This window comes from Mesorhizobium sp. C395A, assembly GCF_030323205.1.
Classification (GTDB): Bacteria; Pseudomonadota; Alphaproteobacteria; order Rhizobiales; family Rhizobiaceae; genus Mesorhizobium.
In genome coordinates this window covers 2,438,806-2,455,869 of the sequence record NZ_CP100473.1, presented here as the reverse complement: position 1 = coordinate 2,455,869, position 17,064 = coordinate 2,438,806, and the positions used below count along the sequence as shown (strand labels likewise).

19 protein-coding genes and 1 riboswitch are annotated in these 17,064 nt (G+C 64.1%); of the genes, 10 read left to right on the top strand and 9 right to left on the bottom strand.

All coding sequences use genetic code 11. The annotated features are described in order from the left end of the window. Positions 1 to 17: 17 nt before the first annotated feature. The 3 genes from NLY37_RS12160 to NLY37_RS12150 form a co-directional block, all read right to left on the bottom strand. On the bottom strand, positions 18 to 992 hold the full coding sequence (locus NLY37_RS12160) for an HpcH/HpaI aldolase/citrate lyase family protein (protein WP_023741625.1): 975 nt from the start codon (positions 990 to 992) through the stop codon (positions 18 to 20). 12 nt (positions 993 to 1,004) lie between these two features. After that, on the bottom strand, positions 1,005 to 2,195 hold the full coding sequence (locus NLY37_RS12155; RefSeq protein WP_023741624.1) for an aminotransferase class V-fold PLP-dependent enzyme: 1,191 nt from the start codon (positions 2,193 to 2,195) through the stop codon (positions 1,005 to 1,007). Positions 2,196 to 2,340: 145 nt separating this feature from the next. Further along, on the bottom strand, positions 2,341 to 2,961 hold the full coding sequence (locus NLY37_RS12150) for a response regulator transcription factor (RefSeq protein WP_032888681.1): 621 nt from the start codon (positions 2,959 to 2,961) through the stop codon (positions 2,341 to 2,343). Positions 2,962 to 3,275: 314 nt separating this feature from the next. Here NLY37_RS12150 and mgtE point away from each other — a divergent pair, with 314 nt between their 5' ends. Then, entirely contained in the window at positions 3,276 to 4,694 is a 1,419-nt protein-coding gene (mgtE, locus tag NLY37_RS12145; RefSeq protein WP_023741622.1) for a magnesium transporter, read from the top strand. Positions 4,695 to 4,852: 158 nt separating this feature from the next. Further along, positions 4,853 to 5,239 carry a MerR family transcriptional regulator gene (locus tag NLY37_RS12140; RefSeq protein ID WP_023685221.1) on the top strand — a complete coding sequence of 129 codons (387 nt, stop codon included), beginning with the start codon at positions 4,853 to 4,855 and terminating at the stop codon, positions 5,237 to 5,239. A 308-nt stretch (positions 5,240 to 5,547) separates the two neighbouring features. On the opposite strand, the gene NLY37_RS12135 is transcribed toward NLY37_RS12140, so the two are convergent. Continuing rightward, complete coding sequence (locus NLY37_RS12135; RefSeq protein WP_031246111.1) at positions 5,548 to 6,054, bottom strand: methyltransferase family protein; 507 nt, start codon at positions 6,052 to 6,054, stop codon at positions 5,548 to 5,550. Next, positions 6,051 to 7,061: an acetyltransferase domain-containing protein gene (locus NLY37_RS12130; RefSeq protein WP_023741621.1), complete on the bottom strand. Its 1,011-nt coding sequence runs from the start codon at positions 7,059 to 7,061 to the stop codon at positions 6,051 to 6,053. The genes NLY37_RS12135 and NLY37_RS12130 overlap by 4 nt, the downstream gene beginning before the upstream one ends. Positions 7,062 to 7,293: 232 nt before the next feature. Between NLY37_RS12130 and NLY37_RS12125 the strand changes: the two genes are divergently transcribed. Continuing rightward, entirely contained in the window at positions 7,294 to 8,493 is a 1,200-nt protein-coding gene (locus NLY37_RS12125; RefSeq protein ID WP_023741620.1) for an MFS transporter, read from the top strand. A gap of 7 nt (positions 8,494 to 8,500) precedes the next feature. Here the strand turns inward: NLY37_RS12125 and NLY37_RS12120 are convergent, their stop codons facing one another. Further along, the gene (locus NLY37_RS12120) at positions 8,501 to 9,676 is read right to left on the bottom strand and encodes an aromatic ring-hydroxylating oxygenase subunit alpha (RefSeq protein ID WP_023741619.1); all 1,176 of its coding nucleotides are present in this window, start codon (positions 9,674 to 9,676) and stop codon (positions 8,501 to 8,503) included. A gap of 135 nt (positions 9,677 to 9,811) precedes the next feature. Between NLY37_RS12120 and NLY37_RS12115 the strand changes: the two genes are divergently transcribed. The 5 genes from NLY37_RS12115 to cobO all read left to right on the top strand — a co-directional run bounded on the left by NLY37_RS12115 (position 9,812) and on the right by cobO (position 12,929). Beyond that, entirely contained in the window at positions 9,812 to 10,504 is a 693-nt protein-coding gene (locus NLY37_RS12115; protein ID WP_031196360.1) for a gamma-glutamylcyclotransferase, read from the top strand. A gap of 67 nt (positions 10,505 to 10,571) precedes the next feature. After that, positions 10,572 to 10,767, top strand: a riboswitch (cobalamin riboswitch). 36 nt (positions 10,768 to 10,803) lie between these two features. After that, the gene (locus tag NLY37_RS12110; protein WP_023670784.1) at positions 10,804 to 10,983 is read left to right on the top strand and encodes a CbtB domain-containing protein; all 180 of its coding nucleotides are present in this window, start codon (positions 10,804 to 10,806) and stop codon (positions 10,981 to 10,983) included. Between the two features lie 15 nt (positions 10,984 to 10,998). Continuing rightward, the gene (locus NLY37_RS12105) at positions 10,999 to 11,808 is read left to right on the top strand and encodes a CbtA family protein (RefSeq protein WP_023741618.1); all 810 of its coding nucleotides are present in this window, start codon (positions 10,999 to 11,001) and stop codon (positions 11,806 to 11,808) included. Continuing rightward, positions 11,801 to 12,313 (top strand): bifunctional adenosylcobinamide kinase/adenosylcobinamide-phosphate guanylyltransferase, encoded by a 513-nt coding sequence (gene cobU, locus NLY37_RS12100; RefSeq protein WP_023741617.1) that lies wholly within the window; start codon positions 11,801 to 11,803, stop codon positions 12,311 to 12,313. Before NLY37_RS12105 ends, cobU begins: the two co-directional genes overlap by 8 nt. 1 nt (position 12,314) lies before the next feature. Further along, entirely contained in the window at positions 12,315 to 12,929 is a 615-nt protein-coding gene (cobO, locus tag NLY37_RS12095; RefSeq protein WP_023741616.1) for a cob(I)yrinic acid a,c-diamide adenosyltransferase, read from the top strand. 147 nt (positions 12,930 to 13,076) lie between these two features. Here the strand turns inward: cobO and cbiB are convergent, their stop codons facing one another. Next, positions 13,077 to 14,054 carry an adenosylcobinamide-phosphate synthase CbiB gene (gene cbiB / locus NLY37_RS12090; protein WP_023741615.1) on the bottom strand — a complete coding sequence of 326 codons (978 nt, stop codon included), beginning with the start codon at positions 14,052 to 14,054 and terminating at the stop codon, positions 13,077 to 13,079. Here cbiB and cobD point away from each other — a divergent pair. Both cobD and NLY37_RS12080 read left to right on the top strand, forming a co-directional pair. Further along, entirely contained in the window at positions 14,053 to 15,108 is a 1,056-nt protein-coding gene (gene cobD / locus NLY37_RS12085; protein ID WP_023741614.1) for a threonine-phosphate decarboxylase CobD, read from the top strand. The genes cbiB and cobD overlap by 2 nt on opposite strands. Continuing rightward, the gene (locus NLY37_RS12080; protein WP_023706115.1) at positions 15,105 to 15,614 is read left to right on the top strand and encodes a tyrosine phosphatase family protein; all 510 of its coding nucleotides are present in this window, start codon (positions 15,105 to 15,107) and stop codon (positions 15,612 to 15,614) included. The genes cobD and NLY37_RS12080 overlap by 4 nt, the downstream gene beginning before the upstream one ends. 9 nt (positions 15,615 to 15,623) lie before the next feature. Here NLY37_RS12080 and NLY37_RS12075 read toward each other — a convergent pair whose 3' ends face one another. After that, a complete protein-coding gene (locus tag NLY37_RS12075) occupies positions 15,624 to 16,427 on the bottom strand; it encodes a creatininase family protein (RefSeq protein ID WP_023670776.1) in 804 nt (267 codons plus the stop codon). A 53-nt stretch (positions 16,428 to 16,480) separates the two neighbouring features. Further along, on the bottom strand, positions 16,481 to 16,864 hold the full coding sequence (locus tag NLY37_RS12070) for a RidA family protein (RefSeq protein WP_023670775.1): 384 nt from the start codon (positions 16,862 to 16,864) through the stop codon (positions 16,481 to 16,483). Positions 16,865 to 17,064: the final 200 nt, after the last annotated feature.

The following is a 17,064-nucleotide window of genomic DNA, read 5'->3' as shown; positions in this document are numbered from 1 at the left end:
TTGTCCTCCCTGAACGGTCAATGCGTGGCGACGCGCGGCTCACTAGAGAATTGACCGGCGCGTTCGATTGCCTCGTTGACCACCAGAACATTGCGCGCCATGCGTTCCGACGCGGCGTCGATCATCTTGCCGTCGAGGGCGGCCGCGCCCTTGCCCTGTGCCTCCGCCTCCTTCAGCACTTCGAGGATGCGCCGGGCGCGGGTGACCTCTTTTTCCGGTGGAGAGAAGACGTCGTTGGCAAGCGCGATCTGCGAGGGGTGGATCGCCCACTTGCCTTCGATGCCCAGCGCCGCCGCGCGCCTGGCGCCAGCGATGTAGCCCTCCGGATCGGAGAAGTCGCCGAACGGCCCGTCAATGGCGCGCAAGCCATAGGCGCGGCAGGCGACGGTCATGCGCGACAGAGCGAAATGCCACTGATCGCCGGGATAGTCGGGGTTGAGGCCGCCAATGTTGACCGTGCGCGCCTTGCAGCTTGCCGCATAGTCGGCGACGCCGAAATGCATTGCTTCCAGCCGGCCGGGTGTCGCGGCAATCGCCTCGACATTGGCCATGCCGAGCGCGGTCTCGATCAGCGCTTCGAGGCCGACGCGGGTCCTGAAACCCTTTGCCATCTCGATCTGGTTGACCATGGCCTCGACCATGTAGAGGTCGGCCGGCACGCCGACCTTCGGCACCAAAATGGTGTCCAGCCGGTCACCGGCCTGCTCCATGACGTCAACCACGTCGCGGTACATGTAGTGCGTGTCGAGGCCGTTGATGCGCACCGAGACGGTCTTGCCCTTGGCGCGCCAGTCGATGTCGTTCAGCGCCTGGATGATGTTCCTGCGGGCGCGTTCCTTGTCGGGTGGGGCGACCGCATCCTCGATGTCGAGGAAGATGAAGTCGGCGGCGCTGTTGGCGGCCTTGTCGATCATCTCCGGGCTGGAGCCCGGAACGGCCAGCTCGCTGCGCTGCAGCCGCAGTTTTTTCAGATGGTTGATGGTGTGGCTCATCGTCGGCTCCCCTCAAGCGGCTTCGGCGACCGGCACGGCGGCCGAGGCGCGGAAGTGCTGGATGGCGGCGCCGACGCCGGAGCCGGGCGCCAGCCGTACGCCGCAGTCGAGCAGCGCCATTTCGGCGGCCGAGAGCGAGGCCAGCACCATCACCTCGTTCAGCCAGCCGAGATGGCCGACGCGGAAGACCTTGCCGATCACCTTGTTGAGGCCGCCGCCGAGCGCGGTCTGGTATTTCTGGTAGGCGCGCTTGACCACATCGCCGCTGTCGACGCCGTCCGGCACCAGGATGGCGCTGACCGTATCGGAGTGCCATTTCGGCGCCTTGGCGCAGAGCTTCAGGCCCCAGGCGTCGACCGCCTTGCGCACGCCTTCGGCGAGGCGATGGTGACGGGCGAAGATGTTTTCCAGCCCTTCCTCGGCGATCAGGTCGAGCGAGGCGCGCAGGCCGCGCAGCAGCTGAGTAGCCGGCGTATAAGGGAAATAGCCGGCGTCGTTGGCGCGGATCATATCTTCGAAGGAGAAGAAACAGCGGCGGTGGGTGGCGCTCCGCGAGGCCACCAGCGCCTTCTTGCTGACGGAGAGGAAACCGAGGCCGGCGGGCAGCATGAAACCCTTCTGCGAGCCGCTGACCGCGCAATCGACGCCCCATTCCTTCTGGCGAAAGTCGATCGAGCCGATCGACGAGACGCCGTCGACGAAGAGCAAAGCAGGGTGGTTGGCGTCATCGAGCGCGGCGCGGCAGCCGGCGACGTCGCTGGTCACGCCGGTCGCGGTCTCGTTCTGCGTGCAGAAGACTGCCTTGATGCGGTGCGCCTTGTCGGCCCTGAGCCGCTCGGCATAGAGCTCGAGCGGCACGCCGGTTCCCCATTCGCAGTCGATGACATCGACCTCGAAGCCGAGCCGTTCGGCCATGTCGACCCACAGATGCGAGAACTGTCCAAAGCGCGACATCAGCACGCGGTCGCCGGGGCTGAGCACATTGGTCATCGCCGCTTCCCAGGCGCCGGTGCCGGAGGAGGGATAGATGAAGACGCGGCCGGTCTCGTTCTTGAACACCGTCTTGATGTCTTCGAACAGCGGCAGCGTGAGATCGGGGAAGGATGCTGCACGCATGTCCTCCATCGGCAGGTTCATCGCCTGCCGGACCTGTTCGGGGATGTTGGTCGGTCCGGGAATGAAAAGATGGATGAAACCGGCCATGTCGCGAACTCCTCCTGATCCAGCAAAGCGGTGAGGGGAGTTTCGTCTCGACGGCTAATGGCAACAACACCTCAAGGGGTAACATCTTGCCGCGCGCGGGTGGGGGTTGCCCACCCGGGTGACCTACCCGCGGCTCATCGCTTTCCTACCCGAACGGCTGGTTCTGGGTACGCCGCTCGCGCGCATAGAGCGCGACGGCCATCGCCCGGTTGCGGACGTCGAGCTTGTCGTAGAGATTCTTGAGGTGGTATTTCACCGTGTTCTCCGAAATCCCGGTGCGCGTCGCGATCTGCAAATTGGTCCAGCCGTCGGACAGCACGGCCAGCAGTTCGCGCTCGCGCACCGTGAGCAGCGACAAGGGTGTGTCGTTGACCTTGTTGATGTCGATGTAGGGGATGCATATGCGGCCATGCGCGACGGCCAGGATGGTCTCGAAGATGATCGCCGGATCGTCGAACTGGAAGCAGTAGCCCTGGGCGCCGAGCCGCACGCACTGCTTCAGGATGCCGATGTCGTGGTCGTTGGAAAACACCGCGATGCGCACGCCGAGCTTGCGGCTGTGAACCTCGGCCAGCACATCGGCGCCGTCCATGTCGGCAAGCTTCCACCCGATGATTGCGACGTCGAATTCGCCTTCCGCTGCCAACTCAAGAAAATGCCTGCCGCTTTGCACGCAGGCCAGGAGCTCGAAGCGCCCGTCGCAGTCCAGCATGTCGCGCAGCGCCGATATCACGAGCGGATTGCGTTCGGCGACGACCACGCGCACGCGCCGTTCCTCGATTGCCTTCTGCGTCTGTGACCTGATCTTCAAGGGCTTCCGGCTGTTCTGGTTCCTGGCCTGGGCGGGTCCGGCAGATGGCAGGACCTGCATCATGACAATTCTGCCCCAACCGTGCTCGGGTGCTCTTTCCCCAGCGACATGCGCTGTCGCGCCGCCTGAATCCTGGGCGGCGTCGTATCCTGATGAAATCGCTCCCGGCCCATATGCAGGGCGGGGCGCATTTCGTTTGATATTCCCGTGCGTTGCGCGCTAGGACCTGACAGGCACCTTTTCCGAAATTCCCATGGCGGGAGCCGCTGGTGGAACGCCAGGACGACCAGACGACCGGCGCCAAAGCCGCTGACGACGCCCACGCCGACATCTATGGCGAGGACGGCGCCGTCCTGTCATCATTCCTGGCCCAGATCGGGGCGGCGATCGCCGATCGCGATACGCTGACGCTGAAGCGCGAAGTCGACGACCTGCACCAGTCGGAACTTGGCGATCTGCTCGAGGCCCTGCACCCCGAACAGCGTCGCGCCCTAGTCGAACTGCTCGGCGCCGACTTCGACTTCTCGTCGCTGACCGAGGTCGACGAGGCGATCCGCCGCGATATCGTCGACAATATGCCCAATGAGCAAATTGCCCAGGGCATGCAGGACCTCGATTCCGACGACGCGGTCTACATTCTCGAAGACCTTGAAAAGGAAGACCAGGACGAGATCCTGTCGCAGCTGCCGTTCACCGAGCGGATCAGGCTGCGCCGCTCGCTCGACTACCCGGAAGAGACCGCCGGTCGCCGCATGCAGACCGAGTTTGTCGCCGTGCCGCCGTTCTGGACCATAGGCCAGACCATCGACTACATGCGCGAAGACAAGAACCTGCCCGAGCGCTTCAGCCAGATCTTCGTCATCGATCCAAGCTTCAAGTTGCTCGGCGCCATCGACCTCGACCAGATCCTGCGCACCAAGCGCACGACCAAGGTCGGAGACGTGATGCACGAGACGAGGCACGCCATTCCGGCCACCATGGACCAGGAAGAGGCGGCGCGGGACTTCGAGCAATACGATCTTCTGTCCGCCGCCGTCGTCGACGAGAACGAGCGGCTGGTCGGCGTGCTGACCATCGACGACGTCGTCGACGTCATCCAGCAGGAGGCCGAGGAAGATCTGCTGCGCATGGGCGGCGTCGGCGACGAAGAGTTGTCCGACAGCATTCTTTCGACCTCGCGCTCGCGCGTGCCCTGGCTGCTGGTCAACCTGTTGACGGCGTTCCTGGCGGCATCGGTGATCGGCCTGTTCGACCGCACCATCGAGCACATTGTGGCACTGGCCGTGCTGATGCCGATCGTGGCCGGCATGGGCGGCAATGCCGGTTCGCAGACCATGACCGTCACGGTACGCGCGCTGGCGACCAGGGATCTCGACATCTACAATGCCGGCCGCATCATCCGCCGCGAAATGGGCGTGGGTTCCATCAACGGCATCATCTTCGCCGTGCTGATCGGCATCGTCGCGGCCGTCTGGTTCCGCGATCCCAATCTGGGCGGCATCATAGCGGCGGCGATGATCATCAATATGTTCGTGGCAGCCCTTGCCGGTATCCTGATCCCGCTATTGCTCGACCGGTTCAAGATCGACCCGGCGGTGGCGTCGGCGGTTTTCGTCACTACGGTCACCGACGTCGTTGGCTTCTTTGCCTTCCTCGGGCTGGCCACCTGGTGGTTCGCTATCCCTTGAGAAAGAGGCGTTGCGGGTTCAATTGACTTTTACGTAAATGTGGTGCGAGGCTTGCGCGGGGTTTCATGCCGAGTCCGGCTTGGAACGGGGTTGATCGGAATGCGTTGGAAATCCCGGGCGACCGGGCGTTTTCCGATGTTCCGACATTTGGAGCAAAGATGCGGGAATATTATTCGATCACCGAACTGACCCGCGAATTCGACGTGTCGACGCGGACGCTGCGCTTCTATGAGGACGAGGGGCTGGTGCAACCGGTCCGGCGGGGCCGCACAAGGCTGTTTCGCCCATCTGACCGGCATCTGATCCGTCAGATCATGCGCGGAAAACGGCTCGGCTTCTCGATCAACGAGATCCGCGAAATCATCCAGATGTACAAGGAACCGCCCGGCGAGGTCGGTCAACTCAACCTGATGATCAAGCGCATCGAGGAAAAGCGCGAGGATTTGCGCCAGAAGCGCCGCGATCTCGAGGAGACGCTGGCGGAGCTCGACCAGGCGGAGGAGTCTTGCGTCGAGCGGCTGGTGGAGTTGGGGGTAAATACCTGAGCGGATCGTCGAGCGTTTGCGCGCCCGTCGCAAACGTTCGCGATTAGCGGAGCCCTTCCACACTTCGTCATTCTAGGGCGAAGCAGGAGCGAGGCTCCGTCGCGGAGACCCTAGAATCCATTCCGTGACATTGGCCGTGGAGTGCAGCGGTGCAGAATTCTGGACGTGGCAACGCCTGTACGTCGCGGCATGGATCCTCGGGTCTGCGCTGCGCCGCTACGCTCCTTGCTTCGCCCGTGGATGACGAAGAGATGGGCGTTTCGGCTAGTCGCCAAGGCATGCGAACCCTGCCAGCGATCACACCCGCCTCAGATCCAGCGCCTGACCCGCTTCGCATAGTCGCGGTACTTCTTGCCGAATTTGGCGAACAGCACCTTCTCCTCGCTCTCGATGGCGACCTTCTGCGTTGCAAAAGCCGCGATCAGGGCCAGCGGCAGGAACCATACGATCCCCGAGACGAAGGCGACGCCGATCAAAAGCAGCGTGTTGGCCAGATACATCGGGTTGCGCGTGATGCCGAACGGGCCAGACGTCACCAGATGCTCCGGCACGCCATTGGGGTTCATCGTCGTTTTGGCCCGGATCATGGTGCGGATAGCGGTGAACCAGAGGGCTGCGACGGCAAACAGCACCACAAAGCCGGCGGCAAACAAAAGGTCGCCCAAGAGGTCGCCGATCCAGGGCAGGGGATAGAACAGGCCGAGCACGATGCTGATGGCGATGGCGGCGATGTAGATCAGCGGCGGCCACGGGATCAGCCGTGGTCTCGGTAGATCGGGTTTTGCCAGCCCGGGTTTTGCTAGCTTGTCGGTCATTGTTGCCCTCCCTGCGTCATCGGACTCTCCTCCGTCCTTGCGGTGCAGATGCCGGCGAGTTCACCGAGATGCGCTTTGAACTCCGGGGTCTGGTCACCATTGTAGAGCCGGTCGAATGCCGCTTCGCTTTGCAGCGTGTCCAGCATGCACACACAATAGCTGGTGCAGAACTCCGTGTCGCGCTGCTGTTCGCAGGATACCTGGCATTCCTTGAGGAAGACCACTTCCCGTGTCTCGACCGGCGCCGGCGCGATCTGCGAGAACAGCCAGACGCAGCCGAACAGCAGCGGCTGGTGAATCAGGTAGAAAGCCAGGCTGTGGCGGCCGATGAAGGTGAGCGGCCTGGTCCAGCTTCCCGATCCCAGCGTGGCCAGCCGCGCCAGCAGGCCGGTGGTGGACGCAAACTTTGCCGCGGCGATGCCGAGAAGCACGGCGCCGAACCAGGGAAACAGCGGCACGTAATCGTTGGAGCGCGGGTTGATCGCCGACAGGCCGACCCACCACAGCGCCGGATGATCGAAGGCTTCGGATCGGAAATAGATCGGCCCGGCGATCACCACCGCCGCCACGACAAGCGTCAGCAAGGACGGCAGCCGCAAGAACAAAAGGCCGAGCAGGCTGGCCAGCGCGATCTGATGCAGGATGCCGAAGAAGATGAAGCTGTCCGGCGTGATGAAGTACGTGACCGCCGATATAGCGGCGGCCGCGACGGCGACCATGGCAAAACGTTTCCAGAAGCCGGTCCAGCGGATCTGCCTGCCATGAGAGAGAAACAGGCTGACGCCGACCAGGAACAGGAAGGTCGAGGCGATGCAGCGCGCATAGATCTTCCACCAGCCGACGGCGGTGAGGCCGGGGTCGGTGTAGTGGAAATTTTCGAGATCCCAGGTGAAGTGGTAGCTCGCCATGGCGATCAGCGCGATGCCGCGTACGACATCGATGGCGACGATGCGCTTCGGTTGATCTCGCTTCAGTTGATCTCCAGGGGGTGCGGTATGGATGCTCATGGTCTCGCGATCTGATTCAGCCCCAAAGACGACTATCACGGTTGCACCGGACAAAAGAAGGCCGCCCTCTACGCTCCGGGTCGCGCCGTGCGGCTGCATCGCACGGCGCTTTAGGCCAGAGCCGGAAAGCCATTGGCCGAATTCGCTTTTTGCCGGGAAGGGGTCGGTTTCCTGTTACCGGCGGAGGAAGCGCCAGCGCAGATTTGGGCTGCGAGTCTGATTTGGGGATCAAATGTCCACCCATGTGCGCCATCCGATCTGGCTGCCAGCCCTGCGTCCGGCGGATGCGCGCACCTTTGCCTCGCTCTATGCGGTCGAATCCTTCGCCCGCGCCACGGTATCGAGCGTCATCCCGATCCAGGCTTATGAGATTCTGCACAACGAGCAGATCGTCTCGATCCTCTACACCATCGTGGCGCTGCTCGGCCTGTCGGTGACCTTGTTCATGCCGATGTTGATCCGCAGGTTTGCCCGGCGCTGGGTCTATACCGCCGGCGCCTGCCTGCTGGCGATAGGCTCGCTGTTCTTCGTCACCCACACGCTTGCCGGGCAACTGACAGGCATGCTGTGCCGCGTCATGGGGGCGAGCGCCCTGTCGATCACGCTCAACCTCTACATCATGGACCACATCCGCAAGACCGATTTCATGCAGGCCGAATCGCTGCGCATGGCGTGGTCGATGCTGGCCTGGACCGGCGGGCCGACACTCGGCATCTTCCTCTACACACGCTACGGCATCTATGCCGCGCATGGCGCGGTCGCGGTGTTTGCGTTGGCCTTGCTGGCGCTGTTCTGGACCTACAGGCTGGGCGACAACCGGTCGATCCGGCCGGGCAACACACGGCCGGCCAATCCGCTGGCCAATATCGGCCGCTTCGTAGCACAACCCAGGCTCAGGCTGGCCTGGCTGATCGCCTTCGGCCGCTCCTGCTTCTGGACGACGTTCTTCGTCTACGGGCCGCTGTTCATGGTGATTACCGGCGAGGGCAAGCTTGCCGGCGGCCTGCTGGTTTCGGCCGGCAATGCGCTGTTGTTCATGGCGATCTTCTGGGGCAAAGCGGGAAAACGCTTCGGCGGCCGGCGCACCATGACCTTCGCCTATTTCGCGATGTCGGCGACGCTGCTTGCGGCGGGCGCGGTCGGCACTACCGCGCCGCTGCTTACGGGCTTTTTCCTGCTCTGCGGCGCCTTCTTCACCATCGCGCTCGATGCACTGGGCTCGACCGCCTTCATGCGCTCGGTGCGGTCCTATGAGCGGGCGCAGATGGCCGCGGTCTACCGCACCTATCTCGACTTTTCCGAGCTGACGCCGCCGCTGGTCTATTCGGTGGTGCTGGCGTTTTTCGGCCTCGGCTCGGTGTTCGTGACGCTGGGCATTCTGGCCGCGGTTTGCGGCTTTATCTCCTGGCGCTATCTGCCGAAGTCGCTTTAGTCGCCGATCAGGCGGTTGCCTCAAGCGCTGCATGCCGCTCGCGCACCCAGTTGTGGAAGCGGTGCAGATCGTACTCCTCCGGCATTAGCACGCCGGCCTGGTGGCGCATCGAGCGCAGGCCTTTCTGATTGATCTCGCAGATCGCGGCATCCTCCTCCAGCACCTGGGTGCCGAAGGCGACGACATTGTCGATGTCCGTCTCAGCCAGCGCCTCGGGCGCGAACAGCCATTCGGCGGTGAGTTCGGTCTGTTCGGGACCGAGCGGCATCAGTCGCACCGTTCTGACATAATCGACATGGCCGACGATGAACATCGAGGGCAGGCTGGTGGCATAGGTCTGTCCGGCCGCACGCTCGGCTGGCGTCAGGCCCGGTAAGACCGGGCCATGGGCATGTCCGTCGCGCGACCAGGTCTCGGCGCCGGGGCGCAGGCCACCCGAAAACTCCGGCGCGTCATTGTCGGCATGGCGGACCCAGTCGGGGTCGTCGTGCCGGCTCATCAGGCCGCGGCCGTATATCGGCACCAGCCGAGACAGGTCCTTGTGGACGCCCGGGCAATGCAGGCACTCGTTGAAGTTTTCCCAGAAGATCTTCCAGTTGCAGTTCATCACCTTGCGCAGGACATGGCCTGATACCAGCGTTTCCAGCGGCCAGTTGGCGAGGTCGCCGGATGCGGGATCGAAGGAGGTCCCGGCGGAGCCGGCCGCAGCCTGCTGAAGGTTCACAAAGACAAAGCCGCGCCACACCGACAGCGCCACCCGGTAGAGCGGATGATCTGCCTTGTCGAAACCATCTGGCAGCGATTTCGAGGGAACGCGCACGAGATCGCCGCGCAGCGAGTAGGACCAGGCGTGGTAGGGGCACGTGATGAGCCGCGCTTTCAGCCGGCCCTCGCTTTTCTGGCAAAGCTGCGAGCCGCGATGCCGGCAAGTGTTGTGGAAGGCGCGCAGTTCGCCGGTCTCGTCCCGCAGAATGACGATTTCCTGCGTGCCGACGCGGAATGTCCTGAACGCCAGCGGCTGGGCGAGGTCGGCCTCGCGGCAGACGAGCAGCCAGCTTTTGTGCCAGATGGCGTCGAGATCGCGCTGGTAAGCCTCGCTATCCCAATAGGCCGACGACGGTAGCGTCGGTTCGGCCCGGCTCAGGCCGTTATAGGGGTCGCGCTCGCTCGGGCTGGGATGCATGGCTGGCTTCCTATGAAGCGTCAGCCGACACCCCGGCAAATCGTTTGTCAATCAGAGTGCCGCATTGCCGGTTGCAGGCGCGGCGCATAATCATGTCGTGGACACGGGACATTCGGAAATTGGGGGGATTCGGAAGTGGCCGCACGACAGATGTCGCTTACGCCGGAGCTGGTCGCGCGCTGCTGGCGCGAGATCAGGGACCCCGGGCCGGATCCGGACGCGATGCATCTCGATGAAGCCGACTATGACGCGCTGCTGGATGAATTGCAGGTCGAACTCCCGGACAGCGAACCGCTATGGCTGTTCGGCTATGGATCGCTGATCTGGAAACCGGAAATAGATTATGTCGAGGACCGCGTTGCGCTGGCGCGCGGCTGGCATCGGTCCTTTTGCATGAACATGACGCGCTGGCGCGGCACCAAGGACAGCCCCGGCCTGATGATGGCGCTGGACCGTGGCGGACAATGCAAGGGCGTCGCCTTTCGGCTGACCGACAATAACCGGCGCGAGCAGTTGGGCCGGCTTTTCCGGCGCGAAGTCACGCTGAAGCCGACAAGCTACCGGCCGCGCATGCTCAAGCTTGCAAGCGAGGCCGGACCGCTCAGGGCATTGGCCTTCGTCATCAACCGCAACGGCCTGACCTATTCAGGACCGCTCGACGAGGGCAAGGTCGTCGAAAGGCTGGCAACGTCCTGCGGGCACTGGGGGTCGGGCGCCGACTATCTCTACAACACGGTGAAAAACCTTGAAGAGCGCGGCATTCACGATCGCCATCTGTGGCGGCTGCAGCGGCTGGTTGCCGAGCGGATCACCGCGTTGAACCCGTAACGCCGCATGGCGCATTCGCGCTGTTGGCCGGCGGAATTTGGTTTGCCGGATGCGGCCGTTTCAGCCTATAGTCATGCATGTCGTCGGTTCCGTTAGGGACCAAGAGGGAATGCGGTGAGGGCTGACTTGTTGCCCAATGCCGTGGCTGCCCCCGCAACTGTGTGCGGTAGTCCTCTCCAAGCCACTGAGGATTTTTTCCTCGGGAAGGTGGGGAAGGGCGCTGATCCGCGAGCCAGGAGACCTGCCGGCGACAGGGAACTGACTTCGATGCCCTCGGGTGGAGGGCGAAAGGACAAGATATGAATACCGCTTCCGTCTCCCTCGGCGCTTCCGTCTCCTCGCAGTCGCGCTTCATGCAGCTCGTGCTTAGCGCGTTTCTGGGCATTTTCGTCGTCGGCGTTGTCGGTTTCTCGCATATCGATGCGGTCCACAATGCGGCGCATGACTATCGCCATTCGATGGCGTTTCCCTGCCACTGACGAGGATCTGACATCATGAACCTGTTTCGCAACGTCGTGTTCATCGCGGCGATCGCAGGGCTCGTGGCCGGTGTCGCTCTCGCCTGCATGCAGGCCTACGCCACCGTGCCGCTGATCCTCAAGGCGGAGGTCTACGAAAAGGCTGGTGGCGGCCACGAGCATCAGCATGCCGCGGCGCCCGCCGCCAACGCTACGGACACCAATGCCATGAGCACCGCCGCGCCGGCGGAAAATGCCGTGAGCAGCGCAGCACCCGCAACGGCTGAAGCAGCCGCGCCGGCGGAGGACGAAGGCTGGGCGCCGGCCGACGGCTTCGAGCGTTTCGCCTTCAGTGTCGTCGCCAATATCGTCACCGGCATCGGCTTCGCGCTGGTCCTGGTGGCGGTTTCCGAGTTCGCCGGCGGCATCGGCAGCTGGCGCCAGGGCGTGTTCTGGGGCCTGGCGGGCTTTGCCGTGTTCACGCTGGCGCCGGGACTCGGCCTGCCGCCGGAACTGCCGGCAATGCCGGCGGCCGATCTCATACAGCGCCAGATCTGGTGGTGGGCAACGGTGATGGCAACCGCGATCGGCCTTGCCCTTATCACCTTCCGCACGTCGGCGCCCCTGACCGTGCTCGCCGTCGTCCTGATCGTCGCCCCGCATATTGTCGGCGCGCCGCAGCCTGACAGTTTCGTAACGCCGATCCCGGAGGGCCTGCATCATCAGTTCGTGGTGGCGGTGACGCTGACCAATCTGGTGTTCTGGCTGGTGCTCGGCGCAGTTGTCGGCATAGTGCACTCGCGCTTCACCGGCACCGCGACCAGCCTGCGCGACAGCTTTGCCTGATCGCAGTTTGACCTTCATCATCGGCGGTGCGCGCTCCGGCAAGAGCGCGCATGCCGAAACTTTGGCGACGGCGTTGCCGCCGCCAAGGGCCTATATTGCCACCGCGCAAGCCTATGACGGCGAAATGCGCGAGCGCATCGCGCAACACCGCTCGCGCCGCGGCGAGGGATGGGCGACCATCGATGCCCCGCTTGATCTTGCAGGTGCGCTCGAGGCATTGCCGGACAACCAGCCGGTGCTTGTCGACTGCCTGACGCTTTGGCTGACCAATCATATGCTGGCCGATCATGATCTAGAGCGGGAGTGCCGGCGGCTGGCCGATGTGCTTTCGCGGCCGCGCGGGCCGTGGTTCGTGGTCTCGAACGAAGTCGGACAAGGCATTGTGCCCGACAATGCGCTGGCACGCCGGTTCCGCGATGCCGCCGGCAGGCTCAACCAGCAGATCGCGGTGGTAGCTGATATGGTGCTTCTGATGGTGGCGGGGCTGCCGCTCAAGGTGAAATGAGATGACCGATATCGACGCAAAAGATGAAGAGCGCCATCGCGCCAAGATGGCCAAGCGCAAGGCGGTGCAGGACGCCGAGGTCGCGGAAAAGACGGTCGAGAAGGGGCTGCTGATCGTCAACACCGGACCCGGCAAGGGCAAGACCACGGCTGCCTTCGGGCTGGCGCTACGCATGCTCGGCTATGGCAAGCGCGTCGGAATCGTCCAGTTCATCAAGGGCAAATGGCACACCGGCGAAAAGGATGCCTTCGCGGCGTTTGGCGGCCGCGTCGTCTGGCACACGATGGGCGAGGGTTTCACCTGGGAGACGCAGGATCTGAAGCGCGACATTAAGGCGGCTGAAGCCGCCTGGGCCAAGGCACTGGAGTTGATCGCCGATCCCTCGATCAGCCTCGTCGTGCTGGACGAACTGAACATCGCGCTGCGTTACGACTATCTCGATCTCGACAGAGTGGTGGCGGCGCTGAAAGCGCGGCGCGAAGGTCTGCATGTCGTCGTCACCGGCCGCAACGCCAAGCCGGCGCTGGTCGAGGCGGCGGATCTGGTGACGGAGATGGGCGTGACCAAGCATCATTTTTCGGCCGGCGTGAAGGCGCAGCAGGGGATCGAGTTTTGAGGGGTTTCGTACCCTCCCCCTTGTGGGAGGGTCGATCCGCGAAGCGGATCGGGGTGGGGTCCTCGTAGGTCGCAGTCCCCCACCCCGGCGCTTCGCGCCGACCCTCCCCACAAGGGGGAGGGTAAAGGGAAGGGCGACGGTAAGCTCTCAGAACGTCACCGCGATAAGCACCGCCGACAGCAACCCGAACAGCCCAATCAGCAGATAGTCCGCCACCTGGTACAATTTCAGCGCCTGCCTGATGTCCTGGCTTTCCGCCGCGCGCCTACCGCCTTCGCCCATATAGGCGTCCTCGACGATGACGCCGCCATAGCTGCGCGGGCCGGCGAGCGCCAGGCCGAGTGCGCCGGCCATTGCTGCTTCCGGCCAACCGGCATTGGGTGAGCGGTGCTTTTTGGCGTCGCGCCGCATTGCTTGCCAAGCGTTGCGGGGATCGGCGCCGTCAACGAGAAAGGCGGCGGCAACGATCAGCAACGCGGTCAGCCGGGACGCCGGCAGGTTGATCCAGTCGTCGAAGAGTGCCGCCGCGCGGCCGAAGGCCTCGTGGTGCGGGGTGCGGTGGCCGATCATCGAATCGGCGGTGTTGGCGGCCTTGTAGGCGACGCCGCCGGCCAGACCGCAGACACCTGTCCAGAAGGCGGGCGCAACGATGCCGTCGGAGAAATTCTCGGCCAGGCTTTCGATGGCGGCGCGGCTGACGCCGGCATGGTCGAGCTTCTCTGGATCGCGGCCGACGATGCGCGCAACCGCAATGCGGCCGAGCGCCAGCCCGCCGGTATCCAGCGAATCGGCCACCGCCTCGACATGTTCGGTAAGGCTCTTTTGCGACAGCAGCGACGAGGCCAAGATTGCCGTGATGATCATGCCGGCAGGAAAGAGCTGCCAGAGCAGGATTTGCACGATGAAGGCGATTGCCGCCGGCACCAGCACGATCACCAGCAGCGCCTGCGCGCCGCGGCGGCGACGCAGCGCGTCGGAATCAGTGTCGCGGTTGAGCCTGAGGTCGAGAAAGGCTATCAGCCTGCCGAACCAGGTGACGGGATGGCCGACGGCACGGAACAGCCAGTCCGGGTAACCCAGGATGCGTTCGATGGCCAGCGACAGGAAAGCGATCAGGATCGACATGAAGCTTTCTGATGGAGCGATTACTGTGGTGGATCACGGTGGATCCCTTGGCCGGGCGAGGGCGCTCTTCCCTCACGCGCCACAACCTTTCGTCGATCTCTCGACAGGTATCAATCCGCACTCCTACCCGCTTTTCGAGCTGCCCGCCACCGCCCTGTCACGATTGCCGGAGGCCGCGCGCCTGCGTGAGCTGGCCAGGGTCGCGGCCGGCGCCTATGGCGCGCCTTCGGCCGAGAATGTGGTGGTCGCCCCGGGCACGCAGATCCTGCTGCCGCGCGTCGCCTCGCTGGTCAGCCCCGGCAAGGCGCTGGTGCTCGGGCCGACCTATGCCGAGCATGCCAGGGCCGCCGCGATTGCCGGCCATGCGGTGGCGGAGGTCGACGATTTCGAGGCGCTTGCCGGAGCCGAAATTGCCATCGTCGTCAATCCCAACAATCCCGACGGGCGAGTCGTGTCGCGGGAAAGGCTGCTTCGGCTTGCCGAGACATTGCGCGCCATAGGCGGTCTGCTGGTCGTCGACGAAGCCTTCATGGATGTCGGCCCGCACGCGGAAAGCCTGGCCGGCGATGTCGGGCGGGGCGGCATCGTCGTGCTGCGCTCGTTTGGCAAATTCTTCGGTCTCGCCGGCCTGCGGCTCGGCTTCGCACTTTCCGATGCGGTGACGGTCGAAAGGCTTGAAACGCAATTCGGCCCTTGGGCGGTCGCCGGCCCAGCGCTCGAATACGGCATCCGCGCGCTTGCCGACAGCGGCTGGCAGGCCGACATGCGGCGGCGGCTGGCGCAGGATGCGGCGCGGCTCGATGCGCTGCTTTCGCGCTTTGGCGTTGCTGTCGCCGGCGGCACGACGCTGTTTCGCTATCTCCGGCTTGCCGATGCACCGGGGCTGTTTTCGACGCTCGGCGAGCGCGGCATATTGCTCAGGCATTTTTCCGAGCGTCCCCAGGTGCTCCGCGCGGGGCTGCCTGGAAGTCAGGAGGAATGGCAGCGGCTTGAATCGGCGCTTGCCGACTGGGGCGCACGGCGCGACGATGGGTCGAAGGAGATCGCGCCATGATCCATATCTGTTCGCTGGCAAAGCTTGAGGAGACGGTGGCCAAAAGCGGCGCCGAGCGCGTGCTGTCACTGCTCGCTGCCGGCACCGAGGTGACGCGGCCGGCCTCAATCGCGAGGGAAAACCACCTGCATCTGGTCATGCACGACATCGCGGTGGCGCAGGACGGCATGACCATGCCCGGCGAAGACCATGTGCGCAATCTGCTCGATTTCGCCCGGAAATGGGACCGCGCCAAACCCATGGTCGTCCATTGCTATGCCGGCATCAGCCGCTCGACCGCCTCGGCCTATATCATTGCGGCGGCGCTCGCCCCGAAGCGCGACGAAGTCGAACTTGCGCAGACATTGCGGAAGCTTTCGCCCTCGGCGACACCCAATCCACGGTTGATCGCCGTCGCGGATGCTCTGCTCTCACGACAAGGCCGCATGATCGAAGCGATCGAGGCGATCGGACGCGGCGCCGATGCTTTTGAGGGTACGCCTTTCGTGTTGAAGATCGACGGCTAAGGCGGCCCGCTATGCCAGCCAGTCGGCAAGCTTCGCCTTGCGCACATCCTTCAACAGGGTGATGAAGCCGTCGGCCTGATGCTCCGCCGTCAGTCGGCCTTTCTCGGCCGTGGCAATGCTGGCATCGCCGACCACGCCGTTGGGGTTGAGATCCCCAGCGATCCAGGCGAAAGCGTGCGTTCCGGTGTGGCGCAGCAGCGCAAATTCGGTTTCGGCGCGGGCGACCTTGGAGGCGAAATTGTCGGCCTTGGCCATGTCGACTAACTCCGGGCGAAAATGCAGCATCAACGAGGTCTCGACGTCGCCGCCATGGATGCCATGGCGGTCTTCCAGCTCGGTGTACATGCCGGCGGGGCGGCCGAAGCGCTGCCAGCTGGTCTTCACCGCCAGCATCCTCTCACGCACGCGCAGCTCGCGCGTGACGATGCCCATGATCTCTTCATTGCCGCCATGCGAGTTGACGACGATCAGTTTCCTTACGCCTGCGCGGGCAACGGACAGGCCAAGCTCGGTCCAGGCATCGACCAGGGTGGCCGCCGGCAGGGTGAGCGTGCCCGGCGCCTGCAGATGCTCGTTCGACTTGCCGACCGTTTGGACCGGCAGGATGCGGATGTCGAGATCGCCGGGCAGGCGGGCGATGACCGTCTCCAGCATGCCGTTCATGATCGAGGTATCGGTTGATACAGGCAGATGCGGGCCGTGCTGCTCGATCGCCGCCACCGGCAGCACGGCAATCGTCGCCTCCGGATCGATCGCGGCGTATTCGGTGGTCCGGTAGTCGCCCCACCAAACGCGTCTGTTTGCAACGGTCATGTCATGCCTCTTGACTGTGAGGGAGACCTAGCGCGCCAAACGTCGCCTGTCGATCACCCAGCCGCAATCGCCTCGACCTCGACCTTGAACTCCGGCCGCGCAAAGCCTGACACGATCATCAGCGTCGAGGCGGGCGCGGGGCTGGCAAACAAGCGGTCGCGGACGTCCATATAGGGCCGCAGAAAGGCGCGGTCGGTGACGTAGGCGTTTATGCGCACGATGTCGCCTAGCCCCAGCCCGGCTTCAGCCAGAATCGCCGCTATGTTTTGAAAGCAGAGCTCGGCCTGCGCGCCGGCATCCTCGGGGATCTGGTCGTCCGCCGTGATGGCGACCTGACCGGAGCACAGAACCAGCCGCTTGCCTGGCGGCACCTCGACGCCGTGGCTATAGCGGGCGAAAGGCGGCTTGATCGACTTCGGCGCGAGGTATCTGAACATGGCAATCTCCTGTCTGCGAGACCAGCCTAAGACGTGACCGATAGTACGTTCAAGATGTGGTGCATGGCACAAGGGCGATTGTGGACAGGCGTCCAAAAAATAGGCACGATGCCTCCCGCACAGCATGACCCGTCCGGTGTTGGCAGTGACTGCCGCGCAAGCAGGCGGCCCGGGCGGTGGCATGTGTCTTGCTTCTTGGA